Source organism: Candidatus Zixiibacteriota bacterium (assembly GCA_036397555.1).
In the GTDB taxonomy this organism is placed as follows: Bacteria; Zixibacteria; MSB-5A5; order WJJR01; family WJJR01; genus DATKYL01.
The window spans coordinates 60,515-85,521 of the sequence record DASWIS010000029.1 but is presented as its reverse complement, the minus strand read 5'-3'; the positions used below and the strand labels follow the sequence as shown (position 1 = coordinate 85,521).

General features: G+C 62.2%; 18 protein-coding genes and 1 pseudogene. 4 read left to right on the top strand and 15 right to left on the bottom strand.

Annotated elements, in window-relative coordinates; translation table 11 throughout:
• Positions 1–544: 544 nt before the first annotated feature.
• Together mutL and mutS are read right to left on the bottom strand one after the other, a co-directional pair.
• The gene (mutL, locus tag VGB22_09265; GenBank protein HEX9751455.1) at positions 545–2,371 is read right to left on the bottom strand and encodes a DNA mismatch repair endonuclease MutL; all 1,827 of its coding nucleotides are present in this window, start codon (positions 2,369–2,371) and stop codon (positions 545–547) included.
• 43 nt (positions 2,372–2,414) lie between these two features.
• Entirely contained in the window at positions 2,415–5,006 is a 2,592-nt protein-coding gene (gene mutS / locus VGB22_09260) for a DNA mismatch repair protein MutS (GenBank protein HEX9751454.1), read from the bottom strand.
• A gap of 136 nt (positions 5,007–5,142) precedes the next feature.
• Between mutS and miaA the strand changes: the two genes are divergently transcribed.
• The 4 genes from miaA (at position 5,143) to VGB22_09240 (ending at position 9,575) form a co-directional block, all read left to right on the top strand.
• On the top strand, positions 5,143–6,135 hold the full coding sequence (miaA, locus tag VGB22_09255) for a tRNA (adenosine(37)-N6)-dimethylallyltransferase MiaA (GenBank protein HEX9751453.1): 993 nt from the start codon (positions 5,143–5,145) through the stop codon (positions 6,133–6,135).
• 240 nt (positions 6,136–6,375) lie between these two features.
• Positions 6,376–8,238 carry a LysM peptidoglycan-binding domain-containing protein gene (locus tag VGB22_09250; protein ID HEX9751452.1) on the top strand — a complete coding sequence of 621 codons (1,863 nt, stop codon included), beginning with the start codon at positions 6,376–6,378 and terminating at the stop codon, positions 8,236–8,238.
• Between the two features lie 19 nt (positions 8,239–8,257).
• On the top strand, positions 8,258–9,166 hold the full coding sequence (sppA, locus tag VGB22_09245) for a signal peptide peptidase SppA (protein ID HEX9751451.1): 909 nt from the start codon (positions 8,258–8,260) through the stop codon (positions 9,164–9,166).
• Between the two features lie 121 nt (positions 9,167–9,287).
• Positions 9,288–9,575 (top strand): HU family DNA-binding protein, encoded by a 288-nt coding sequence (locus tag VGB22_09240; protein ID HEX9751450.1) that lies wholly within the window; start codon positions 9,288–9,290, stop codon positions 9,573–9,575.
• Positions 9,576–9,923: 348 nt separating this feature from the next.
• On the opposite strand, the gene VGB22_09235 is transcribed toward VGB22_09240, so the two are convergent.
• The 13 genes and pseudogenes from VGB22_09235 to VGB22_09175 all read right to left on the bottom strand — a co-directional run bounded on the left by VGB22_09235 (position 9,924) and on the right by VGB22_09175 (position 24,831).
• The gene (locus VGB22_09235) at positions 9,924–11,054 is read right to left on the bottom strand and encodes a hypothetical protein (protein ID HEX9751449.1); all 1,131 of its coding nucleotides are present in this window, start codon (positions 11,052–11,054) and stop codon (positions 9,924–9,926) included.
• A gap of 423 nt (positions 11,055–11,477) precedes the next feature.
• The gene (gene efp, locus VGB22_09230; protein HEX9751448.1) at positions 11,478–12,041 is read right to left on the bottom strand and encodes an elongation factor P; all 564 of its coding nucleotides are present in this window, start codon (positions 12,039–12,041) and stop codon (positions 11,478–11,480) included.
• Between the two features lie 278 nt (positions 12,042–12,319).
• Positions 12,320–13,579 (bottom strand): isocitrate dehydrogenase (NADP(+)), encoded by a 1,260-nt coding sequence (gene icd / locus VGB22_09225; GenBank protein HEX9751447.1) that lies wholly within the window; start codon positions 13,577–13,579, stop codon positions 12,320–12,322.
• A gap of 105 nt (positions 13,580–13,684) precedes the next feature.
• The gene (gene mdh, locus VGB22_09220; protein ID HEX9751446.1) at positions 13,685–14,611 is read right to left on the bottom strand and encodes a malate dehydrogenase; all 927 of its coding nucleotides are present in this window, start codon (positions 14,609–14,611) and stop codon (positions 13,685–13,687) included.
• 27 nt (positions 14,612–14,638) lie between these two features.
• A complete protein-coding gene (gene larA / locus VGB22_09215) occupies positions 14,639–15,901 on the bottom strand; it encodes a nickel-dependent lactate racemase (protein ID HEX9751445.1) in 1,263 nt (420 codons plus the stop codon).
• Positions 15,902–16,158: 257 nt separating this feature from the next.
• Positions 16,159–16,560 (bottom strand): nucleoside-diphosphate kinase, encoded by a 402-nt coding sequence (gene ndk / locus VGB22_09210; protein HEX9751444.1) that lies wholly within the window; start codon positions 16,558–16,560, stop codon positions 16,159–16,161.
• A gap of 390 nt (positions 16,561–16,950) precedes the next feature.
• Positions 16,951–17,802, bottom strand: a pseudogene (gene sucD / locus VGB22_09205) (succinate--CoA ligase subunit alpha).
• Positions 17,803–17,820: 18 nt separating this feature from the next.
• On the bottom strand, positions 17,821–18,960 hold the full coding sequence (sucC, locus tag VGB22_09200) for an ADP-forming succinate--CoA ligase subunit beta (GenBank protein HEX9751443.1): 1,140 nt from the start codon (positions 18,958–18,960) through the stop codon (positions 17,821–17,823).
• A 130-nt stretch (positions 18,961–19,090) separates the two neighbouring features.
• Positions 19,091–20,452, bottom strand: a complete 1,362-nt coding sequence (locus VGB22_09195; protein ID HEX9751442.1) for an HDIG domain-containing protein — start codon at positions 20,450–20,452, stop codon at positions 19,091–19,093.
• Between the two features lie 243 nt (positions 20,453–20,695).
• A complete protein-coding gene (locus tag VGB22_09190) occupies positions 20,696–21,040 on the bottom strand; it encodes a DUF3024 domain-containing protein (protein ID HEX9751441.1) in 345 nt (114 codons plus the stop codon).
• Positions 21,041–21,098: 58 nt separating this feature from the next.
• Positions 21,099–22,103, bottom strand: coding sequence for a carbamate kinase (gene arcC, locus VGB22_09185; protein ID HEX9751440.1), 1,005 nt, complete (start codon positions 22,101–22,103; stop codon positions 21,099–21,101).
• Positions 22,104–22,131: 28 nt separating this feature from the next.
• Positions 22,132–22,818, bottom strand: a complete 687-nt coding sequence (locus tag VGB22_09180; protein HEX9751439.1) for a rhomboid family intramembrane serine protease — start codon at positions 22,816–22,818, stop codon at positions 22,132–22,134.
• Positions 22,819–22,836: 18 nt separating this feature from the next.
• Positions 22,837–24,831 (bottom strand): M23 family metallopeptidase, encoded by a 1,995-nt coding sequence (locus VGB22_09175; GenBank protein ID HEX9751438.1) that lies wholly within the window; start codon positions 24,829–24,831, stop codon positions 22,837–22,839.
• Positions 24,832–25,007: the final 176 nt, after the last annotated feature.

The window sequence follows — 25,007 nt, the reverse complement described above, 5'->3', positions numbered from 1 at the left end:
GGCCGACCCGCACGGAGGTCACCACCGCGGACAGTGCCGGTCTGCCCGAGGGCTGACCCGCACGAAGATCGCCCCCTACGTGCATTGCCGGCCAGCCCGAGGGCTGACCCGCGCGAAGATCGCCCCCCACGTGCAGTGCCGGTCAGCCCAAGGGCCGACCCGCACGGAGGTCACCACCGCGGACAGTGCCGGTCTGCCCGAGGGCTGACCCGCACGGAGGTCACCACCGCGGACAGTGCCGGTCAGCCCGAGGGCCGATCCGCACGAAGGTCACCACCGCGGACAATGCCAATCTGCCCTTGGACTGACGACCTCGCGAAGGTATCTCAGAATCGGTTCGGACTCCGAGCCGCCGGTCAGCCCGAGGGCTGACCCGCACGAAGATCGCCCCCCACGTGCAGTGCCGGTCAGCCCAAGGGCCGACCCGCACGAAGATCGCCCCCCACATGCAGTGCCGGTCAGCCCAAGGGCTGACCCGCACGAAGATCGCCCCCCACATGCAGTGCCGGTCTGCCCTTGGGCTGACCGCCACCCAGTTCACTGCTTACTTCCGGCAGAACTTCCGGTCGAAATCCGAAATAGGGATCTTCACCATCGTCGGACGGCCGTGCGGGCAGGAGAATGGGTTTTGCGTGTGAATCAGACGGGCAAACAGCGCCTGCATTTCCTCTTTCTTGAGACGGTCCCCAGCCATGACCGAGGAACGGCAGGCGGTCGAGGCGGCGGCGGCTTTGGTCAGGTCCTCCCCTGCCTTGCGCGCGATCTCGAGGTCTTCGAGCACGCGGCGGAAGAGCGTCACCGGATTCTTGATGCGCAGGCCGCTGGGCACGCCCTCAAGCAGAGCGGTGCGTGATCCGAACGGCCGCACCTGAAATCCCAGCGACCCGAACAATTCGAGCGATTCCTCGAAGAGATTCCATGCGGTCGGTTCCAGTTGCACGGTTTCGGGAAAGAGAAGCTGCTGCGACTGCGGCTGGCGTTCATTCATCCGCCGCAGGATGTCCTCGTATTGGATGCGTTCGTGCGCGGTGTGCTGGTCGATGATCCAGAGTTCGTCGCCCACCACGGTGGCGATGTAGACATCGTTGAACTGCCACACGTTGGAGACACCATCCGCATCGCTCGGGACATATGCTGCCGGTTCCGGCACAAAGTGAGACCGTTCCGGAACCGGCGAGGGTTCTGCGACGGTCCCGTTTGGGTCCGTCTTTTGGCTGAACACAGACGAATCAGGCAGGGCTTCGCCCCTCTCCCCGGCGGATACTCTGTCCTGCGCTGTCATGGTCGCGGACAGCCCCAACCGCTCATTGACAACGGAGGCCGCGTCGGTATGCAATCGCATGACGGGCGATGTCGTCGCCGATGAGAAGATCACCCGGTTGATGGCGTAATAGATGAGATCGTAGACCGAACGGTCGCGCGCGAAACGCACCTCGCGTTTGGTCGGATGGACATTGACATCGACCTTGAGCGGATTGACACGGACATTGATCAGCGCAAACGGGTAGCGGCCGTGGGGCAATGTCTCGCCATACGCGTTCGTCGCCGCGTGCAACAGTGACTGCGACCAGACGCGGCGGCCATTGACGAACAGCAAGATGCGGTCCCGGGTGGCGCGTCCCAGTTCGGGACGTCCCGCCAGGCCGCTGACACCGAGTTCGGCATCGCCCGCATCGAATGCGATCATGCCGTCGGCGACCGCCGTTCCGAACACATCGACCATGCGCTGGCGGACATCGCCGGCCGGCGACAATTGCAAAACGTCGCGCCCATCCACCGCCAGCGCGAATCCGGCCTCCGGGGCTCCACACGCGAAGTCGGTGACGGTCTCGATGATGCGTTTGGTCTCGGTGGAGGGTGTGCGCATGTATTCGCGTCGCGCCGGCGTGTTATAAAACAAATGGCGGACCGTGATCGCGGTTCCCTTCGGGGCGCCGGTTTCGCGTTGTTCGATCAACGTGCCGCCTTCCCAGAACATCAGATGGCCGGCGTCGCCGCCGTCGCGGCGCGAAACGATTTCCAGATGCGACACCGACGCGATCGCCGCGAGCGCTTCGCCCCGGAAGCCGAATGTGCCGATGGCGGTCAGGTCCTCGGCCGTACGAATCTTCGAGGTGGCGTGGCGTTCCACCGCCAGCGCGATGTCGTCGCGGGACATGCCGGCGCCGTTGTCGACGACCCGTATCTGCGTGCTGCCGGCATTGTCGATGGCGACATCGATGCGCGTGGCCGCCGCATCCAGCGCGTTTTCGATCAGTTCCTTGACCACCGACGCGGGGCGTTCGATGACCTCCCCCGCCGCGATCTGGTCGATCAGGTGCGCGGGAAGCCGTCCGATCACGGCACGGTCAGGCGTTGACGTTAGTGTCATAAATGCTATCTATGGTAACTATTATTGATACTCTCATACGATACTATCCGACATCGGGCCCGGGACGTGTCCGCAATCCGCGCGCCAGTTCCGCCAGCGTGTTGAGCGCCTCGATGGGGGTCATCTCCTCGGGCGTGACCGCCGCCAGACTCTGCAACGCCTGGCGTTGCGCCGCCGAGAACAAGTCGGGTTGGCTCCGGGCCGTGCGGTGACGCGGCTGGGACGTGTATCCCCGCCGCAACGGCTCAAACGATCCGGTCTCCAGCGCCGTGAGGATGTCGCGGGCGCGGCCGACGATGCCCGGCGGCACGCCCGCCAGCGCGGCGACGTGGATGCCGAAAGAGTCATCGCAGGCCCCGGGCCGAACCCGAAACAGAAAGGCGACCGTCCCCTCTTTCTCGCGCACCGCCATCTGGTAATTGGCGGCCGCGGGCAGGTGGTCCGCCAGCGCGGTCAATTCATGGTAGTGCGTCGCGAAGAGTGTGCGCGGACACAGTTCGTTGTCGTGCGCCAAATGTTCGCCGATCGCCCAGGCGATGGCCACGCCGTCGTAGGTCGAGGTGCCCCGGCCCACTTCGTCGAAGAGCACCAGCGAACGCGGCGTCATCCCGCGCAGGATGCGGGCGGTTTCGGTCATTTCGACCATGAAGGTCGAACGGTTGCGCGACAGCTCGTCATCGGCGCCGACGCGTGTGAAGATGCGGTCGACGATCCCGATCCGCGCGGCATCCGCCGGCACATACGAGCCGGTCTGCGCCAAAAGGACGATCAACCCGACCTGTCGCAGGTAGGTCGACTTCCCGGCCATGTTCGGGCCGGTGATCAGATGCAGCCATCCGGCCCGGTCATCGAACGCGGTCTCATTGGGAACAAATCCGCCGGCGGGATTGATCGTTTCCAGAATGGGGTGTCGTCCGCCGGTGATCGACAGCGTCCGCTCCCTGGTCAGCGTCGGCCGGACATATCCGCGCGCGAGCGCGACCTGCGCCAGCGACGCCGTCACATCGATGTGCGCCATCGCCTGCGCCAGGGCGATCAGCACCGGCATCGATTCGGTCAGACGCGCGCGCAATTCCACGAAGAGCCGCGATTCCAGCTCGGCGGCGCGTTCGTCGGTCGTGAGGACGACATCCTCCTTCTCCTTGAGCTCCGTCGTGATGTAGCGCTCGGCCGCCACCAGCGTCTGTTTGCGCATCCACGCGTCGGGAATCCGCGAGGACTGGGTCTTCGGCACTTCGATGTAGTAGTCGAAAATCTTGTTGTAGCCGACCTTCAGCGAGGCAATTCCGGTTTCGTTGCGCAGCCGTCCCTGGAGGGCGGCGATCCATGATCGCGCCTCGGCGGATCCGTCGCGCAAACCATCCAGTTCTTCGGAGTGGCCGCGACGGAAGATGCCGCCGCCGGTATGGTGGACCGGCGGGTCCTCCACGAGGGCCGCCGCGAGGAGCCGGGCCATCGCGCTGGTGTCTGCGACCGAGGGGGAATCATCCGGCCAAACAGCAGTCTCATTGAGCAACGTTGCGAGATTCGGCCAACGGTCGAGCGCCTCGCGCAGTCCGACCATGTCACGCGGCGTGACCCGTTCGCTGCCCAGGCGCCCGACGAGGCGTTCGACATCGCCCACGCCCTTGAGCGCGTCGGTGGCCTTCGCCAGCACGGCGCGATCGTCGACGAAGAACCCGACCGCGTCCTGGCGTTTCTGAATCTGCGTCATGTCGGTCAACGGCGTCGTCAGCCAATGGCGCAGCAGGCGCCGTCCCATAGAGGTGCGGCAGCGGTCCATCACCGTCATCAGCGTCGGCGGACCGCCGCGTCGTTCGGAGACGACATCGAGGTGAAGCGCTGTCTGCGCATCCAGCGCGATATGGGCGCGGTCGGTCAGGCGGTCGACGTGCGTGATGTGCGCCATCGGCGCGCGCTTGGTTTCTTTCAGGTACGCCAGCAGCGCCCCGGCCGCGGCGATGCCGACCGGCTCGTCGATCACCCCGACCGTGGTCAGGTCGCGCACGCCGAAATGGTCCTTGAGCGTCTTCGCCGCCTGCGCGGTCTCGAACTGCCATGCGGGACGGACGGTGACTTCGAGGGTCGGCCCGCCGAGCGCGCGGAGCCGTTCATCGGCGTCGGCCGCCACGATCAGCTCGCGCGCATCGAGATTGCCGACGAATGCCACCAGCGCCTCGGGCGTGACCGATTCCACCGCGAAGCGTCCGGAGGCCGCCTCGGCGCGCGCGATTCCGAAATGCCCGCGGTCATCCGGCCCGCAAATGGCGGCGATCGCCGGGGTGCGGATGTCGTCGAGCGCCGACGGATTAATGACCGTGCCCGGTGTGATGATCTCGGTGACATCGCGTTTGACCACGCCTTTGGCCAGACGCGGGTCTTCCATCTGATCGCAGACCACGACGCGCCGTCCGGCCTCGGCCAGCATCGCCAGGTAGCGTTCCGCCTGATGGTGCGGTACACCGGCGAGCGGTATCTCGCCGTTTTTGCCGTGGGGACGTTTGGTCAGTGTGATGCCGAGAAGCTGCGCGCCTTCGATGGCGTCCTCGCCGAACATTTCATAGAAGTCGCCCATGCGAAAGAAAATCAGATGCCCGGGATAGCGCTCCTTGACCGATTGATACTGCTGCATCATCGGGGTCAGTGGGGACTCAGACGTCGCGGGAGTGCGGGACATGGACTTTAGGATACGTGGACACAGGCCGTCTATTCCACGGCTTCATTGAGGCAATTCAATGCCATCGGGCTATAATGATCGCAGAGGTCATCACATGCAAGCAGCGGCAGCAAAAAGTGATCTGAGTGAAAGGCCGATCCTGGCCATTGTCGGGGCCACCGCCTCCGGCAAAAGCCAACTGGCGCAGCGAGTCGCCGATTTGACCGGCGCGACTTTGCTGTCGGTCGATTCGCGGAAGATCTACCGTGGGCTGGACATCGGCACCGCCAAGCCGAGTCCCGAGATCATCAGACGCTACGACTACGGACTCATCGACTGCGCCGATCCCGTCGAGTCGTTCTCAGCCGGACGTTTTGTCGCCGAGGCGCGGCGCATCATCTCTGAGCGGCGGGCCGCCGGAGGGGATGTCATCCTCGTCGGCGGGACCGGGTTTTACCTGGATGCCTTGATTCGGGGGCTTCCCGATCTGCCGGATATCGCGCCGGCAGTCAGGCGTTCGATCCTCGATCAGGCCGCCGAGTCGGGATGGGACGCGATCTATGACGAGGTCCGGCAGGTCGACCCGGCCTTCGTGTCGGCGATTCACCCTGCGGATCAGACCAGACTCCTGCGCGCGGCCGAACTGTACCGTCAAACCCATCGGCCCATCAGCGACTGGCTGGAAACAGCCAGACGGAATCCCGCTCCCTGGCCGATCATTGTCTGCGAGATTCGGCATGATCGGGTACGTCTGTACGAGCGGATCGAGCGACGTTCGCGACACATGGTCGAGCAGGGACTGTTTGCGGAAGTCGAGACGTTGCTTCAATCCGGTGTCCCCCTTGAAGCTCCCGGACTTAACACAGTGGGATACCGCGAAGCGACCCGGTTTCTTCATGGAGATCTGTCACGCGATCAGGCGATCGCGGCCATCATCAGGAATAGTCGGCGGTACGCGAAACGGCAGTTGACCTGGTTTCGCCATCGGACTTACTGCGAGCCGATCGACAGCGACTTGGCGGCGCCACAACAACTTACGGAGTTATTTGAGCGGCGTTGCCTTTCGCAACCTGCGTTCAAATCCGACACCCCCGACCCAACCGTCTGACTGATAGTCGATTATGAAGAGGCCCCGCCGAATATTCTCCGGACAAAATCCTTGACAGTTAGACTGATTATCTTTAATACCAGCGGGTTACGGGGACCGGGGGCTCGCGCCTTCCGAGGAGCGGGATCATCGGCAGCAAAGGTCAGGCACGGAGACTCAAGGAACGCTGAATCGCGGCATCCTCGCTGCCGATTTAATGTAAATGGGGAATAGGCATTTAGTTATCGCTCTGGGGGCAGCGTGAAAAGGACAAACATGCTCATTCGCACGACGAGCGCATTGGTGGCGTTCATTCTCCTGGCAGGATGCCAGAGTTCGCGCCGCCATCTCGATGCGACGGCACAAGACAGCGCGCGGCCCGACTGGACAGCGCAACAGGCCGCATACTCATCCGAGGATGCGCCGAAATCGACTGAGAGTCTCCTTGACGCCGAGGCGATTGATCCGGACTCCGCTCCGCACGGCACCGATCCGGCGATGGCCGAAGCCGAGGCGCTCTATGGCAACGCCGTGGCGGCCAACATCGACGGGCGCTGGCATGATGCCCAGGTGGCATTCGAACAGGCGTTGGCGATTTTGGGCGAAGTCGAAATCCACTCCGCCGCCGACAGCGCCGACGCCGAAAAGCTGCTGCATGAAATCGCCGAGGATTATCAGACCACGCTCAAGGCGCTCGGCGTCCTCGACCCGGAGGCGACCAGCAGCGCGGTGCTGCTGCTCTACGACGAAAACAAGGAAATCAAGACCGCCCCGGGTCTCGAAGCGCCCCCGGAACCCGAAGTGGTCGAGTACAACTATCCCATCGAGGTCAACGGCAAGGTTCGCAATTGCATCGTCTACTACCAAACAGTCGCCCGCGAACCATTGGAAAAGTTTCTCACGCGCGCGGGGCGCTACCTGCCGATGATGAAGGAGATCGTGGCCTCCTACGGCCTGCCGACCGACATCGCGTATCTGCCCCTGGTCGAGTCGGGATTCAACAACGCGGCATACTCCTACGCCCACGCCGCCGGTCCGTGGCAGTTTATCGCCTCGACCGGGCGCCGTTACGGGCTGAATCGCACGTGGTGGTACGACGAACGCCGTGACTTCGAAAAATCAACGCACGCCGCCTGCCAGTACCTCAAGGAGCTCTACGGAATGTTCGGCGACTGGAATCTGGCGCTGGCGTCGTACAACGGCGGCGAAGGCCGTGTCGGCCGTCAGATCAAACGTCAGAAAACGTCCGATTATTGGAAGCTCAAACTGCACAGCCAGACGCGCAACTACGTTCCCCTGTTCATGGCCGCGCTCAAGATTGCCAGGGAACCGGAACGGTACGGCTTCCACATCGAGCCCGATGCGCCGATCGCATTCGACTGGGTGGCAACTAATAAGGCGCTGGAACTGAAGGACGTCGCCGGTGCGATCGGTTGCTCGTTAGCCATCCTTGTCGAATTGAATCCGGAGTTGCGCCGTTCGGTGACACCACCCGACATCAAGCCTTATCGGCTGCGTGTTCCCAAGGGCACGGGTGACGCATTTGCAGCGGCTTATAAGGATCTGCAGGCCTCGACGCGCACGGCATGGGTCCAACACACCGTCCGCCGCGGCGAGACGCTCAGCGGATTGGGACGCCGCTATGGTGTCGGCGTCAGCGACATCGTGTCCGCCAACAAGCTCTCGTCGCGCCATCGCATCGTCGTCGGGCAATCGCTCGTCATCCCGGTCCCGATGGCCTATGCCGACAACGCCGGGGCCGATCCGGGGCCGCCCGCACAGACGACACGGTCGAGCGTCGGCGCATCCGGACAGCGCCACACGGTCAAACGCGGCGACTCGCTCTGGAAGCTGGCCAAGCAATTCGGCACCACCACCTCGGCGATCCGTCGCGCCAACAACATGGGCGCGCATTCCGCCCTGATCGCGGGCGAAACCATTACGATTCCCGGACGCGGCGAAAGCGGATCGAGCTTCTACTACACGATTCGCCGCGGCGATACGATGGGACGCATCGCGTCGCGCTTCGGCGTCACCATCCGTCAGCTTCTCGGCGTCAACTCATTGCGCGATCCCAACCGGATCATCGTCGGGCAGCGCATTCTGATTCCGCAGGGCTTGTGATCACAGGATACTGTCAGGGATGACACGCCGCCGCGACTGGATGATTGGGGTCATCATTGCCGGAACGTTTGTCGCGTTCCTGGCGATCACGGTGATTTCGTTGTGGAGTCTCTCCTCGGGCGACGCCGACGGCCTCGCATTCGGAGGGTTCGGTGAACGCGTCGCGATTGTCGAGCTGATCGGCCCCATCCAATCCTCCGAAGCGGTCGTTCGCCAACTGCGGCGCTGGGGCGATGAGAAGTCGACTCCGGCGATCCTGTTGCGCGTCGATTCGCCCGGCGGCGGTGTCGCGGCCAGTCAGGAGATTTACGACGAAATCCTGCGCGTGCGCGACAAAGGCAAGATTGTCGTCGTTTCGATGGGCTCTGTCGCCGCCTCCGGCGGGCTGTATGTCGCGATGGCGGCCGACACGGTGGTCGCCAATCCCGGCACCCTGACCGGCTCGATCGGCGTTATCTTCCAGTATCCCACCGCCGAACGGCTCCTCGACAAGATCGGCATCCGCTACGAGACGATCAAAAGCGGCGAATTCAAGGACGTGGGTTCGTTCACGCGCTCGATGAATCCCGGTGATTCGACCCTGCTGCAATCGGTCATCGACGACACCTATGACCAGTTTGTCGAAGTGGTCGCCGATGGACGCGGCATCGACGAAGAGGAAGTTCGGACATTTGCCGACGGACGGATTTTCACGGGACGGCAGGCGTACGAATTGGATTTGGTCGACGTTTTGGGCGACTACCAGGACGCCATCGACATCGCCGCGGGCATGGCCGGCATGGAGGCGCCGCCGAAAACGGTCAAGGAAATCCCACGGTACCGTCGCAGCATCTGGGATTTGCTGGGGCAGATTGCAGTCGGGGCGCTGGACCGCATGGCCTCCTACGACAACGGGTATGAACCGATGTTGCAGTATCGCTTCCGATAGATCGGGTGGGTCCGCTTGTTGGACGGATGGTTCGACTTCGCTCACAACAAACGGAAAATCGAACGTGTTCGCACATCGAGATATCGCCTAAGGCGATCAAGAACGCAATCAGGAGGTCAGGATGACCAAGGCCGATTTGGTGGAGATCTGTGCGGAACGCACCGGTCTGACGCGCACCGACGTGGCCGTAACCGTGGACTCCTTCCTGGACGCGGTCAAACGCAGTCTGGAAGAGGGCAAAAACATCGAGATTCGCGGCTTCGGCACCTTCAAGGTCAAGCTGCGCAAAGCCCGTAAGGCGCGCAACCCGCGCACCGGCTCGGAAGTCCCGGTGCCCGACCGCAAGGTCCCGGTGTTTAAGCCGTCCAATGAATTCAAGAACTTGATTATTAAGCAGCCGATCGATTAACTGGCGCTGGTTCGCCGACGCGGACCAGGCATGGCAGACGGCGGTGGCGGGTGGTCCGCCCACGGCGGCGCTGCCCATCGTGGAGAATGAATGCCCTCAGGCAAAAAGCGTAAGCGTCAAAAGATCAAAACGCACAAGCGGAAGAAACGCCTCCGCAAGCTGCGCCATAAAAAGAAGATCCGTTGATCGAAACCCGGACCATACCCTGATGGGCACAAGGGTCCGGGCCACACAGTGACATGTTTCAAACCGCCGGGCGGCGGGATTCGTTGCCCGGTGGTTTTTTTGTTGCATTTGGAGCGGGCATGGGAACACGACGACAACTCGTTGGACCCTAAGCTCCTATTCTCACGGCGTCGGAAACTCTCTTGCTTCCTTATCCAGCCATGTAGAGACTTTGTTCATTAGGTCTGATATCTCTGGGTCCTTATCCCAGCCATATTGCTGCATAGCCTGCAGGGCTGCCTTAAGTCGGCTCACGGAGTACTGGTTCATCGTGCGCCAATCAATGTGGTCGCAATACAAGGTTAATTGTAGGGCTCCTTTATAGAGTGCACGAAGATCTTCCGTCCACATCACCGTCGTGAGCGCCGCGAGGCACGAGGCGAGGGAGGCAAAAGCATTCCGCAAACGTACCGGGTCATCTGGGTGCGATCCGATCCCAACAGCTCCGAGAGCGTAGAGTGTAAGTGCTACGCTGTAGTGCTCAAGGTGAACTCTGAAACCGCTCGCAACATCCTTTGCCTCTTGGACAGCCCCCGTAAGTGACCGTTCGGCGTTTTCCAACCGACTTTCAAGCGTCGCGATTTCATTCTCTCGACGTCTATCCCACTGCACTTGATTGAAAAAGAAGATAATCGGAAATATAAGACCAAAAACCCCCAAAGCTGTGAACAGTGCAACGTTCATCAATTCGATGGTGTCTCCGTAAGTGGCGATCGCGCGATCGAATTGTTCGGTGTGCCCAGTCAACTTATCGACGAAAACGGTGTCCAAGGTAGGTTGGGAGACGGTAGCTGAATCGACACTTGTGTCCGGCGCAGCGCTGACTGCCCCCACGGATTGTGGTCCCCAAGTCCAGAGCACAGTAGCGAGGATGATCAAAGTAGCAATCGAAACGACACCAAATCCGTCGATTATGGCCCCATGACTCACACCCTTTTCCAATCCTGAAAAGAACCGGCGCTCCGCCGGGATCGGAACGGTGGAGTCTTGCTCAATGCTACGTCCAATCCGCTTCGCCTCCTGGATGGCTGGGCGATTCCTCCGATCCGCGGTCCACCACGCAGGGGTCAACGCCGCAGCCAACATCAACACAATAGGTGCCACATCTGCGCGGTCGGCCCAAACCCAAACGAATAGGGCTCCGAATGCGGTGTACATCGCGAGCCAGCCCCCTATGATTCTGGCTCTGAAGTCGGAGGCGTGCCGCTGTGCTTCGAAGGCTTGATGATAGATGTCGTTTACTTCAATGGCCATGGAGCCCTCTTGCAACCCGCGCTTGCAAACTCGAGATCACTGCTCAACGGAGCGAATGCTGTACATCCAGAGCGCTCTCCGTTTCTGCTAACATAACTTCCTCACCTGACATGCTGAATCGCTTTTCTCGTGTTTGTTGGCGGGCGGTGGGCACTGCACTGTTTGAGCCACTGACCTTGATCGGTGATCTTGAAACCCGGACCGAGGGGCGTGTTGGAAAAACCCACTTCAATGTCACCCCGAGCGAAGCGAGGGGTCTCGCTGCGCGCGCGGCTGCCGACAACTCGTTGGAGATTCCTCGCCCGAAGGGCTCGGAATGACGATCGGTTGATAATGTTCACGAAAAACGTGCCAAAGTCACGTGAGGGTTTTTCAACACGCCTCGAGGTCCGGGCCACCTCAGCCCAAATGTGCGGTTGCCGATCACATGTTGGCGCGTTCGAGATACTCTTTCGAGCGGGTGTCGATTTTGATCTTGTCGCCGACTTTGATGAAGAGCGGGACCTTGACCACCAGCCCCGTCGAGACCGTGGCATTTTTGGTGAGATTGGAAACCGTGTCGCCCTTGACCCCCGGTTCGGAGTCGGTGACTTCGAGAATCACCGACGCGGGCAGATCCAGCGAGATCGGTTTGCCTTCGAAGTAGAGAATCTTGTAGCTCTCGTAGTCCATGAGGAATTCGGCGTAACCTTCGACATGCTCCCCGTGGAGTTCGACTTGTTCGTAGGACTTGTTGTCCATGAAATGCCACGTGTCACCGTCGGTGTACATGTATTGCAGTGAGCGATGCTCGAATTCCGGCTCCTCAAATGTCTCGCCGGAGGCAAAGACTCGCTCGAGGACCTGCCCGGTGCGGAGGTTGCGCAGCTTGGTGGTCACCTTGGCGCGGCGCTGGGCGGTGCGGGCGTTCTGGAAGTCGACGATCTCCCAGAGGTCGCCGTCGACTTTGAGTTTGCGTCCTTTGCGGAAATCGCTGGTAGCGATCATTGAATCACGACCCCCGGTTCACGCCGCGAAAGACTCGCGGGGGGATGCAGTGTAATCAATCGCAGGCGGTTGGGTCCAGCGGCAATTGGCGCGGCGCATGATATCTCCCACTTCGCTGTCCCTCACCCCAACCCTCTCTCCCTCGGCTTCGCTCGGGACGTTCCGCCAGAGGGAGAGGGAGCAAATAAACATCTCCCTGTGGGAGAGGTCGTCCCGCAAGCGAAGCTTAGCGGGACGGGTGAGGAAAAGCGCATGTCTGAGACTTCATCCGGTCCACCCTACAGATTCTGTATGATCCGATCCGCGTAGGCCGATGTCCCGACTTTCGTGGCGTCGTCCATCTGGCGCGCGAGATCGTAGGTGACCACCTTCTGCGCGATCGTCTTCGCCAGTGCGCTTTCAATCAGGCGCGCGGCATCAGTCCAGCCGATGTATTCGAGCATCATCACCGCCGATAAAATCAGCGACCCGGGATTGACCATGTCCTTGTCGGCATACTTGGGCGCGGTGCCGTGGGTCGCCTCGAAGAGCGCGATGTGATCGCCGATGTTGGCGCCGGGCGCCATGCCCAGTCCGCCGACCTGCGCGGCGCAGGCATCGGAGAGATAGTCGCCGTTGAGATTGGGCGTGGCAATGACATCGTATTCATCGGGACGCGTCAGGATCTGCTGGAACATCGAATCGGCGATGCGGTCTTTGATCACGATCTTGCCTTTGGGAATTCGGCCGTCGAGACGGTGCCACAAGTCGGACTCGGTGACCGTCTGCTGCGCGAACTCTTTGGCGGCGAGCGCATAGCCCCAGTCGCGGAAAGCGCCTTCGGTGTACTTCATGATGTTGCCCTTGTGCACGAGCGTGACCGACGGTCGGTTGTGATCGATGGCATACCGGATCGCCTTGCGCACCAGCCGCTGCGATCCGGTCTGCGACATCGGCTTGATCCCGATGCCCGAATCGGTGCGGACTTTGACTTTCATCTTCTTGTTGAGAAAGTCGATGACCGCGCGGGCTTCTTTGGTTCCTTTGCGCCATTCGATTCCGGCATAGACATCCTCGGTGTTCTCACGAAAGATCACGACATCCATCGCCTCGGGCCGCTTGACCGGCGCGGGCACGCCGGGGTAGTATTTCACCGGACGCACACAGGCGTACAGGTTCATCACCTGACGCAGCGTGACATTCAAGCTGCGGAATCCGCCGCCGACCGGAGTGGTCAATGGCCCCTTCATCGCAACAATGTGCGTTTTGATCGCCCGGATCGTGTCGTTCGGCAGCCATTCGCCGAATTCCTTGTGGGCACGCTCACCGGCGTACACCTCAAACCAGGCGATGCGCTTCTTCCCTGCCGATGCCTTCTCCACGGCGGCATCGACCACGCGACGCGTCGCTGTCATGATGTCGCGCCCGATGCCGTCGCCCTCGATCACCGGGATGATCGGATGGTCGGGGATGATGCGTTTGTTGCCGACCACGCGGATGGATTTGCCGTCGGCCGGCGGCGTGAGTTTGCTGGAACGGGATTTGGATTTCTTGGGCACGGATGAACTCCTGGTCAGATTGAGATCGGGAGAGGCAGCGCTCCCCCTCTCCCTGTGGGAGAGGGCTGGGGTGAGGGAAACTATCAATGCAAGAAGGTCGACTGATTATGCCGCCAACCCCGCGATGATCTCCTTGTAGACATTGGCGGATTTCTGCAGCGCCTCCAGTTCGGATTTGTCCAATTTCAATTCGTGGATCTTCTCGATGCCGCCTGCGCCCAATGTGACCGGCACACCGACATAGACATCCTTCAAACCGTACTGGCCATCGAGATGAGCCGATGCCGGAAGGATTGACTTGCGATCATTGAGCACCGCATCGGCCATGTGAACGGTTGATGCCGCGGGCGCGTAGTAGGCGGAGCCGGACTTGAGCAGCTTGACGATTTCCGCGCCGCCGTCGCGGGTACGCTGCACGATCGCGTCGATGCGGTCGTGCGCGATCAGCTCGGTGATCGGCACACCGCCGACGGTGGTGTATCGCGGCAACGGCACCATCGAGTCGCCATGGCCGCCGAGTACCATCGCCTGGGTGTCGGTCATCGCGCAACCGAGTTCCATCGCTACAAACGTGCGGAATCGGGTCGCATCGAGCACGCCCGCCTGCCCGAAGACTTTGTGGGCGGGCAGGCCCGATTTTTTCCAGGCGCGGTGGGTCATCACATCGAGCGGATTGGACACGACCAGAATCATCGCTCCGGGCGCATGCCGGGAGATTCCGGTAATGACCGAGTCCATGATCTTGATGTTGGTGTTGAGCAAATCCTCGCGGCTCATCCCCGGTTTGCGCGCGATTCCCGCCGTGATGACCACCAGCGCGGAACCCTCGGCGGCGGCGTAATCGTTGGAGCCCTCGACTTTCACGTCATAGCCGCGCACGGGTCCCGCCTCGCTGAGATCGAGCGCCTTGCCCTGCGGCATGTCTTCGATCACATCGATGAGCATCACATCGGCGAGATTCGCCTCCGCCAGATACAGGGCGCACGAGGCCCCGACATTTCCCGCGCCGACCACTGTGACTTTTCTATTCATTCCCATCCTCCGGAGTCATGGTGCGCGCTACGATACGAATGCCGATGTGGGTGGAACAAGCGTCGTCAAGGCGCCATTCTCAACTATTGCCAAATGCGACGAGGCGCGGCCCACGTGGGAGAGGGCGGCATCGACGGCGTCCTGGAGCTGCGCAAACGGCTCGTAGCCGAACGGCGCCACCTGCTGTGCGGTCAATCCCGATGCCAAACACAGCCGGAATCGCTTTCGGGCGCGTCCCATGCGCACGAGCTTGTGCAGGCCCAGCGTGTAGGGCCAATCGGCCAGCGCCGGCCAGTCGTCGGGGTTGGGATGGCGACGGACCAGATCCTCATAGAATCGCGATCCGATTCCCTCGGCGCACTCCGAGGCGACGATGACCACGCCCCCGTCACGTACCGCGGCGGCGACACCCTCCCATCCTTTTTGCGCCTGGTACAGATTCAGATCCAGCGGCGGACCAACGGCCACGATGATGACGTCATAGAGTCGTGGAACCGGCACGGCATAGTACCGACGAGCCATCCCGGCAGCGGCTACGAATGACGCGTCGATATCGCCGGCGAATGCTCCCGCTATTTGTCCGTGGCTGTCCTGCACGACTTGCACCGACCACAGCCGCGCTGATGGAATCACAGCCGATGCGCGAACGATGTACCCGCGCACGGGGTTGCCATCGAGATTCAACGGCAGCGCCAGGGGCGACATGGCGCCGGCATGGGAACGTTCCACGGTGTCGGCCCCGGCCAAACCGGGGACCAACGATTTGCGTCCGCCGCTATACCCCGCGAAGAAATGGGGCTCGACCGAGGTCAGGACAATGACGCGATCGGCATTGATCAGCCTTCTGTTGAGTAATACAGACTTCTCCCCCTTGCCGATCCGGACCAACGTCGCGGTGTCGCGTCCATCGTGGATGAGAAATCGCGCGCGCGTCGAATCACAGTGCGATCCCAGGATGCCGCGTATCTCCGGCTCGGTCGGTGCACGGTGCAGTCCGGTGGCCGTGATGATCGTCCACTCCGGCACAGCGGAGAGCGCGGGCAGGATGTGATCCAAAAGCTGCGCGGTCGGCGTCGGACGCGTCGCATCATTGACCACCACGAGAATCGATCGTGCACCCGCAACGAACTGTTCCAGTGACGGGGCGCCCAGCGGGTTGTTCAGCGCCCGTTGCAGGATTTGCCGGGAGTCGGCGTTGTCCGCCTGAGGCGGGACAAATCGCGCGACGGAAACTGTGTCGGGAATCGAGACGGAAACCGTGCTGCCGCCATAGGGGATGCTGCGCTGCATCGTTGCCCGCACCTCATGCGACGGACAAACGTCTGTCGCTGGAGCCGATTCCATCACCGGATTGGGCTTTGTTGTGTCTGCGCGTAGACATCGCCCTCGTCGATCCAACTTCGGCGGATTGACTCGCCACCGCCCATAATGAGAGGATTTCGGCTCCCTCTCCCTCTGGCGGAACGGCCCGAGCGAAGCCGAGGGAGAGAGGGTTGGGGTGAGGGAAATCCGAAAGGATCATGAGTAGGGCGATGAGACTGTGTCTGTCAATCCTGAAAGAAAAAGGCGATTTCGGTCCGGGCGGATTCGGGACTGTCGGAGGCGTGGACGGAATTGCGCTCCAGACTCTCGGCCAGGTCGAAGCGCAAGGTCCCGCACGCCGCTTTGGCGGGATCGGTCGCGCCGATCAGCAGGCGCAGATCGGAGACGGCATTATACTTCTCCAGCACCATCGGCACGATCTCCCCCGATGACATAAACGCGCACAACGAATCCAGAAACGGCTTGCCTTCGTGGACCGCATAGAATCGCCGCGCTTCGGCGGGTGTCAGGCGGGTCATGCGCAGCGCGCACACGGCAAAGCCCGACTGTTCGACTCGGCGGATGATCTCGCCGATCACATGGCGCGCGGTGGCATCGGGTTTGACGATCATCAGGGTGCGTTCCAAGGGGACTCCTCAGGTGCCGACTGCCGGGCCGCGGTCGTGATTCCGTGGTCAGCGCTTCTTTCGACCGCCCGTCGAGGGTTTGCGGGACTTCGTAGGCGTTTTGCTTTTGGACTTGGGCTTCGACGAGCCGGCCGGTTTTCTCTTCGCAGACGGTTTCTTCTTCGGGGCCGGTTTTTTTTTCGGTTTGGTCGAGGGCTCGGATTTGGACTTTGTCGCACGACCGGCTGCGGACGCCGATGAAACGGTCGAGGCGCGCGGCGGCTTCTTCGTGCGCGCCGGCGCGCTGCGCGAGCGCCCTGCCCGCGTCTTTGCCGCGGCCGCGCCCGACAGCGGACGCAGGGTGATGACGCGCGCGCTTTTGCGTTTGGCACGGTCTTTGAGTTCGACGGCAACCATCTCGGGCACTTCCGACGGGGACTCGGCGACTTCGACACCGGCGGCCCGAAACGCGGTGATCTTCTCGCTGGCCGTGCCCGATCCCCCGGCGATGATCGCCCCGGCGTGCCCCATGCGTTTGCCCGGCGGCGCGGTCCGCCCGGCGATGAACGCCACCACCGGCTTGGTCATCTGACGCTGGATGAACTCGGCGGCGATCTCCTCGTCGTTGCCGCCGATCTCGCCGATCAGAACGACCGCTTCGGTCTGACGATCCTTCTCGAAGAGCTCCAGCACGTCGATGAATCGCATCCCGATGATCGGATCGCCGCCGATGCCGATGCAGGTCGACTGTCCGAGTCCGGCCCGGGTCAGGTGATGCACGACTTCATAGGTGAGCGTGCCGGAGCGCGACACGACGCCGACCGGGCCGCGCTGATGAATCGGCCCGGGAAGGATCCCGACTTTGCAGACACCGGGCGTGATCAGTCCCGGGCAGTTCGGACCCACGAGCGAAACGCCTTTGATCTCATAATAGCGATTGACGCGCAGCATGTCGTTGGCCGGGACGCCCTCGGTGATGCACACGGTGAGGCGTACGCCGGAATCGGCGGCTTCAAAGAGCGCATCGGCCGCAAAACGCGGCGGCACATAGACCACCGAAGTGTTGGCACCGGTCTGACGCACCGCCTCGGCCATCGTATCGAACACCGGGATGCCTTCGATCGTCTCGCCGCCTTTGCCGGGCGTGACACCGGCCACGACTTGCGTGCCGTACTCGACCATCTGCCGGGTGTGAAACGAGCCGTCGCGTCCGGTGATTCCCTGGACGACGACCCGGGTGGTGCGGTCGATGAGAATGCCCATGTGTCGTGCGCTCCTGTGTTACGCGGCCTTGCGTGCCAGAGCGATGGCCTCGCGCACGACAGCGTCCATGCTGTCGCTTAAGGTCAGGTGGATTTCCTCAAGGATTCGTTTGGCTTCATCGGCGTTGGTGCCGGTCAATCGGACGACGATCGGTACGCGCGGTTTGAGTTCGCGCACGGCCTGCACGATGCCGCGCGCGACATCGTCGCCGCGCGTGATCCCCCCGAAGATGTTAAAGAGAATCGCTTTGACATTGGCGTCGCGCAGGATGATGCGCATCGCCGCGATCACTTTGCGCGGATTGGATGAGCCGCCGATATCCAGAAAATTCGCCGGTTCGGCGCCGTAACGCTTGACCAGGTCCATGGTCGCCATCGCCAGTCCGGCGCCGTTGACGACACACCCGATCGTGCCGTCGAGTTTGACATACGACAAGTCGCTTTTCTTGGCTTCGCGTTCCGACGGCGACTCGGTGTCCGGGTCGCGCAGCGCATCCCATTTGTCGTGGCGCCACTCCGCGTTGTCGTCGAGATTGATCTTGGCATCGACCGCCATCACCCGTTCATCGGGCGTCACCACCAGCGGGTTGATTTCCACCAGCGAGCAGTCGTTATCCCAGAACACGCCGACCAAACGGGTGATGATATCGGTCGTCTGCGCGATGACCGAGGGAGAATCATAGACGGCAAATGCGAGATGCCGCGCCTGAAACGCCTGAAACGGCAGCAATGGGTCCAGCGGCAGCTTGACGATTTTCTCCGGCGAGCGGCGCGCGACCTCCTCGATGTCCATTCCTCCCGCGGCGGAAACGATCAGAACCGGTCGGCGCAGAGTGCGATCAACGACGACGCCGACAAATGCCTCCGATGCGATTTCGACCGCTTCGGCGACGAGCACCCTCCGGACCGTCAGTCCCTTGATCTCCATCCCCAGAATCGCCCTGGCGTGTGTCTCGGCTTCCTGCGGGGTTCGCGCCACCTTCACGCCGCCCGCCTTGCCGCGTCCCCCGACGTGCACCTGCGCCTTGACGACCACCGGCTTGCCGATTTCTGTCGCGATCTTCAGCGCATCGGCCGGGCTGGAGACCGCCTTGCCGCGCGGAACCGGAATGCCCGCATTCGCGAAGATTTCTTTGGCCTGGTATTCGTGGAGTTTCATGATCCGGTTACCCGATCCGTCATCGGCGATTCACCGTTGCGCCGCCATGCATGGGTGCGCCAATCTACGGACCGGGCCATCTCTTCACAATGCATTTTGCCGCCGGAGTTCCCGGAGCAGTGGATTGGGCCTAATCATTGCGGCTGATCTTGTTACGAGCGATCTCGAAGAGCTTCGCACGATCATTGGCCAAGGGGTCATCCAGGACTGCCTCGACCAGTTCATCGATGATTCTGCCGAGCTCGGGGCCGGGCATCAGACCCAGTTCGTGTCGCAAATCATCGCCATTGATCGCCAGATCGGCGCGTCCGAACGGGGCCTTACGACTGATTTCCGAGGTAATGTTACGCTCTAACTCATCGATATCAAGTGTATTGCCACCCTTGCCTTGCGCGATCACATCGGCGCGCCGCAAGTCCAGCAGATCATAGATCAAATCGACCCCGACGCGGCGGATCAGCCGACGCAGCCCCTTGTCGGCCACGGAGCCGGTGAACATGTGTTTGTCGACCAGCGTCGCGACCGCGTCGGCGACGTCGTGCGGGTAGCGCAGACGTCTGAGGACGCGGGCGGCGGTTCGCGAACCGCGCTTTTCGTGCCCGTAGAATGTGGCTTTGTCGCCATCGACGACGCGGCATTGCGGCTTGTTGATGTCATGCAAGAGCGCGGCCCAGCGCAGCCGCAGGCGCGGCGCGCAGGCGTCGATCGTGTGCAGCGTGTGCACGAAGACGTCGTAGGCGTGGTATCCCCCCGGCTGCTCGACTCCGACAGTGGCTTCCAGCTCGGGCAGCAGTTCGCGGACCACCCCGATCTCCTGCAGCAGTTTCAGGCCGACTGAGGGACACGGCGCCAACGTCATCAGTTTGCTCAGCTCTTCGGCGACACGTTCCATGCTCACGGTCGCAATCTGACCCGCCGCCCGCGCCATGGCGTCTTTGGTTGCCGGATCGATGCTCAGGCCGAATCGCGCGGCGAACTGCGCGCCCCGCAGAATGCGCAATGGGTCCTCGTCGAACGCCCGCGGGAATACCAGACGCAGCGTGCGCGCAGCAATATCGGCGCGGCCATTGGCGGGGTCGATAATACCGCCGGTCTCGCAATCCTCGGCGATCGCGTTGATCGTGAAATCGCGACGCAGGAGATCGGTCTCTACCGGCAGATCGGAATCATAGTCGACCTCGTAGTCGGTGTGCCTTTGGCCGGTCGAACGTTCCCGACGCGGCAGGGCGAGGTCGTGGGTCATGCCGGGCGCGTCGTGCGGAGTAAACTTGATGACCCCGAACGAGCGGCCGACCAGATTGACGATGCCGAATCGTCGCAGGAGCCGTTGCAACTGCGGCATCGGCACTTTGCAGACCAGGTAGTCCGCATCCTTCTGCCCGACCGCAGTTGATCCCAGCAGGCGGTCGCGGACCGTGCCGCCAACCTCATAGATTTTGCCGGCGGATAGGATCGCGGCAATCCAATCGGGCAATGGCCTTTGTTCGTTCATCGTGGCGAGATGCCGTCAGCCCAAGGGCCGACCGGCACGCTGAAGACCGATGATTCGTCGGGCATCGAGGAATACCGGCAGGAACGGTTCACTCCCCGACGCAAGAATGGGGAGGGGTTTGATTGGACTTCTGAGTATGTAACGGCCTTCGGGCGGCGGGAGTTCATGTGGGGAGCAACCGACTCGTCCATGCGAGATGCCGTCAGCCCAAGGGCTGATCCGCACACCGGGCACGACGTCAATTCACCCGAAGAAACACGCACAATCATCCCGATCCACTTCCTCCAGAAACTCCGCGAAGGACGAGACCGTCGGGCACGGCTCATACGCCCACCATTTCAAGCTCGCTCGCATCCAATAGATCTTCCACTCACCGGATCTCCGATTGAACGTGGTCTTGGCGATGGGATGTTGCGTGGTCTTGGTTTTGTCCTTCCAATGCACACGATACTCGATCAACGTGATGCTGTGCCCTTCAATCTTGAAACCCATCCAGACCTGGTGATGAACGTGAGCGGGAACCTTGCGTTCGCAGAAGCCAGCGGCCTGGGCGCTGTACTGAGCGATCTCGTCATCAGAGAATGCCATATCCTGCCTCGGTCCCCGACACCGGGTCGGGGACGGACTCATCCGCCCGCGCTGTCGCCTACCCCGGCACGATTCGAGTGCCGGAACGTCCGTCGAGCATCTCCCCGGCGCGGTCGATGGAACCGATCAGCACGCGTTTGCCTCCGCCTGAGAGAAATCCGATGGCCGCTTCGATCTTGGGACCCATGCTGCCGGGCGGGAATTGTCCCTCGTGCAGCAACTGTCGCGCTTCGTGCGCGGTCATCTCCTCGATGGGGCGTTCATTCGGCCGGCCGAAGTTGACCGCCACGCGGTCGACGCCGGTCAGGATGATGAGCGTGTCGGCGCCGATTTCATGTCCCAGCACCGCCGAGGCGCGGTCCTTGTCCACGACCGCATCGACACCCTCAAAGGCGCCGTCGGGCTCGACAGACACCGGGATGCCGCCGCCGCCGGCGGCAATGACGATGGCGCCGTCTGCGACCATCGCGCGGATGACCGGCCCCTCGACAATTCGTCGCGGAATCGGCGAGCCGACCACGCGCCGCCAGCCGCGATTGCCATCCTGCCTGACCGACCAGCCGCGTTCGGCGGCGTAGCGCTTCGCTTCCTCCTCGGAATAGAATTGCCCGATGAACTTGGAGGGATTCAAAAGCGCCGGATCGTCCTTCTCGACGACGACCTGCGTGACGATGGTTGCCACCGGGCGCTCGATCCCTTCGCGCAGCAGGCGATTTTGCAGCGACTGCGCGATCATGTACCCCATGCCGCCCTCGGTATCGGCGACACAGACGCCCAATGGGAGAATCGGCGCGCGCGCCCGCGCGAGTTCGATACGCAAGAGGGCATTGCCGACCTGCGGGCCGTTGCCGTGGGTGATGGCGAGGTTGTAGCCCTTCCTGACTAAGGGGATGATCGCCGAGAGCGATTCGCGCGTGTGACGAAACTGATTGGCGATCGTGTCCGCTTCGCCCTCGCGCGAGATGGCATTGCCGCCTAATGCTACGACGGCGACCCCCAGGAGGGGACCTTCGGCCCCCAAGAGGGGACCTTCGGCAAGCGGTTCAGGAATTGTCAGGGTCATAGTCCGTGTGCCGACAAGGACACCTCTTTTACCATCTGGTCCGTCGAAAGCGAGAACGAAATAGCAATCCCGCGCCCAACCCAAACACAAAACCCCCCACATGCGCCATGTAGGCCACGCCCCCGCTCGATGACGCGCCGATCCCCGACAGGGCAAACAACAGTTGCATGACAAACCATAGACCGAGCACGACGATGGCCGGAATCCAAGCCATACGAATGAACCAGCCGAAAAAGAACAACGTCAGGACGCGCGCCTTCGGGAAGTGGAGCATGTAGACGCCCAACACCCCGGAGACCGCCCCCGACGCGCCGACCAGCGGCACTTGTGTATCCGGTCCGGTCAGCACAAACAGGAACACGGCAAACACGCCGGACAACAGATAGAACACGAGAAAACCGATGTGCCCGAGGTGATCTTCGATGTTGTTCCCGAAGATCCACAGGTAGAGCATGTTGCCGCCCAGGTGCATCAATCCGGCGTGTAAAAACATGCTGGTGAAAACGGAGGCGGTCGCCGGGAACGCAATCTGCGGCGTCGTCTCGATTCCGTGGACCAATTCGTAAGGTATCAGCCCGAACCTGAATACGAATGCCTGAGCGCCCTCCGGCCCCAGCGACAGTTGGTACAACTGCACCAGCACGTTGGCCACGATCAAGGCGACCGTAACAATCGGCGGATGCTGCGTGGGGTTGTCGTCTTTGAGCGGAAACATAAGCGCCGGGCAACAGGATCAAGGGACAATCGTCAGTATACGCAGAAACTCGCTGGAGTTCCCCATGCGGTCGCGTGCCGTGATGACGACCCGGTGCTCGCCGCGCGAGAGCTCCCACCGGGGTCGCGCCTTTGCCTCGTGGGTGTCGGGATCGTATTCGACCGGGACCCATCGATCGTCGATGGTCAGCGTGACATCCTGATCCGACCCGATCCCGGAACGATCGTCGTCGAGTTCGAAACCGATCAGCGGGCGGGTGTCGCGGCTGCGCGAACCGCGTCCGGGAGTGACATGGGCGATCGTGGGCGAGACCGTGTCGCTTAAGAGCGCAAAGATGCCCGGCAACTGGATCGGCGCGCGAATCTCCCGTGCGGCCGTGTTCGGATCGCACCCTTCAAACGACCAGCCGCGCGCCGATCCACGGTAACGATACACGGCCAGCGAACCCCACGGCGCGTCCAGCTCCAGCGAGCGATGCATCGACAGCGTCGCGGCATTGGCCAGGGGGACATCCTCGGGCAGCAGTTCGTAGGCAGGCGGACCTTCTTGTCGTCGACCGGCATTCGGCCGGACGAATTGAAGCTTCATGTACGCCGATGAATACAACGCATCCGGGCCGAATACGACATGCACAAGGCCGTCGGAACTTTCGATGTCGCAGTGCTGACCGGCAATCACCGGACTCCAGTCCAGCGGCCGGGCTGTCAATTGCGTGGTGTCGTCGATGGCGGGTACCCACAGCGTCTCCGCGGCGGCAACAGCGGACAATGAGAAGATGACGCCGTCGCGCTGTGCGATGCCGGCCAGCGCGAATCGTGCGTTGCGATCGAGGTAACAGACGGGCGCCGACAGCCCGATCGCTTTCAATTCCAAGAAACCGCCGTTGGGGAGTACATCGATTGTGAGTTGCCGCGACGGCAGCGGCGCAACGCGCGCGGTATCCGCGATCAGGGTGAGCGTGATGTCTCTGCGCGTTTCATGCCCAGCGGCATCGATCGCTTCGACACGGATCGCGTTGCGGCCCGGATTCAGCGTCTCCCCCGGAACCAGCCACCCGTCGTTGTCGATCCGGGTGTAATGCCAGAGCGTGTTACCGGAGGTGCGGAAGAGATTGACCGGGCGCGGCTGGAATCCGGCCCTGCCGTCGAAACGCCGTTCCAGGTCGATTTGCCGCGTGTGGTCGTAGTTGATCGAGTCGTAGGCGAGTTCGGTGACGATCGTGCCGTTCGCAAACAGACGCACACGGTACGGCGATGTCACCCAGCGTGACGCACTGATGTGGTCGGAGACCAGCGCGGCGATGCCGACCGCACCGGTCACGATGATTTCGTGGTCGTTGGTACGCGACTGTTTCGCCGCTGTGAATTCACGCGTGACGGGGTGAGTGCCCCCTGCGACCAGGACCGGCGCGATGCCCGGATCCAACGGCGGCTTCGGCACCACGGTGACGGCTGCAATGGAGGGCGCGATCTTGTCCATCGCTTCAAATCCATAGACGAGCGGATTGAGCGGCTTGTTGTCGCCCGTGCGAATTTCAAAGTGCAGATGCGGCGGCCCCGATCCGGTTTGTCCGGTTCGGCCGATGATCTCTCCTTGTCGGACCGGAAACTCGCCGGGCTGCGGGAAGAGATTCTGCGTGTAGCGGCGGGCGGCATACTGCTCCTCTTCGACGTATCGTTCGACGGAGGGCATGAATTCCGACAAATGCCCGAACACCGCGATGCGCCCATCCTCCATTTGCAGATACACCGCCTTCCCGAAGCCCCAGTACGAAGTCGAGACGCGCATCACCCAGCCGGACATCGGGGCGCGGACGGGAATGCCGATTGCCCCATCGACGGAGACATCGATGCCGCCGTGATAGTGGCGCGACCGCCAATCGCAGAATGCGCCGCTGACGTTCGTGTAGTCTTCCAGGGGCCACAGATAGGGTTCGCCGGCCGCCGGTGAAAAGTCCCCACTGAGGCCGATCAAAAGAGAAAAGACGATTGTCCCTGCGCGCTGCCGCCCCACGGCCCGACCATACGGACCGGGCGTGCCGCTGTCAACGCCATAGGGTCATCGCGGCCCGGTGCAAAATCGGTGATGCCGCCGGGGCGGAGCGTGTGTATACTGGGAGGCTTCGGCCGACTGCGGCGAGCGCGCTTCGGCGCCGAAGAAGTCACAGGGACGATGTCCCAACGCGGGAG

Excerpts from the sequence above, each read along its gene's own strand:
- mutL (HEX9751455.1), bottom strand. The coding sequence starts at position 2,371 with ATGACACTAACGTCAACGCCTGACCGTGCCGTGATCGGACGGCTTCCC.
- mutS (HEX9751454.1), bottom strand. The coding sequence starts at position 5,006 with ATGATGCAGCAGTATCAATCGGTCAAGGAGCGCTATCCCGGGCATCTG.
- miaA (HEX9751453.1), top strand. The coding sequence starts at position 5,143 with ATGCAAGCAGCGGCAGCAAAAAGTGATCTGAGTGAAAGGCCGATCCTG.
- sppA (HEX9751451.1), top strand. The coding sequence starts at position 8,258 with ATGACACGCCGCCGCGACTGGATGATTGGGGTCATCATTGCCGGAACG.
- VGB22_09240 (HEX9751450.1), top strand. The coding sequence starts at position 9,288 with ATGACCAAGGCCGATTTGGTGGAGATCTGTGCGGAACGCACCGGTCTG.
- VGB22_09235 (HEX9751449.1), bottom strand. The coding sequence starts at position 11,054 with ATGGCCATTGAAGTAAACGACATCTATCATCAAGCCTTCGAAGCACAG.
- efp (HEX9751448.1), bottom strand. The coding sequence starts at position 12,041 with ATGATCGCTACCAGCGATTTCCGCAAAGGACGCAAACTCAAAGTCGAC.
- mdh (HEX9751446.1), bottom strand. The coding sequence starts at position 14,611 with ATGAATAGAAAAGTCACAGTGGTCGGCGCGGGAAATGTCGGGGCCTCG.
- larA (HEX9751445.1), bottom strand. The coding sequence starts at position 15,901 with ATGCAGCGCAGCATCCCCTATGGCGGCAGCACGGTTTCCGTCTCGATT.
- sucC (HEX9751443.1), bottom strand. The coding sequence starts at position 18,960 with ATGAAACTCCACGAATACCAGGCCAAAGAAATCTTCGCGAATGCGGGC.
- VGB22_09195 (HEX9751442.1), bottom strand. The coding sequence starts at position 20,452 with ATGAACGAACAAAGGCCATTGCCCGATTGGATTGCCGCGATCCTATCC.
- VGB22_09190 (HEX9751441.1), bottom strand. The coding sequence starts at position 21,040 with ATGGCATTCTCTGATGACGAGATCGCTCAGTACAGCGCCCAGGCCGCT.
- arcC (HEX9751440.1), bottom strand. The coding sequence starts at position 22,103 with ATGACCCTGACAATTCCTGAACCGCTTGCCGAAGGTCCCCTCTTGGGG.
- VGB22_09180 (HEX9751439.1), bottom strand. The coding sequence starts at position 22,818 with ATGTTTCCGCTCAAAGACGACAACCCCACGCAGCATCCGCCGATTGTT.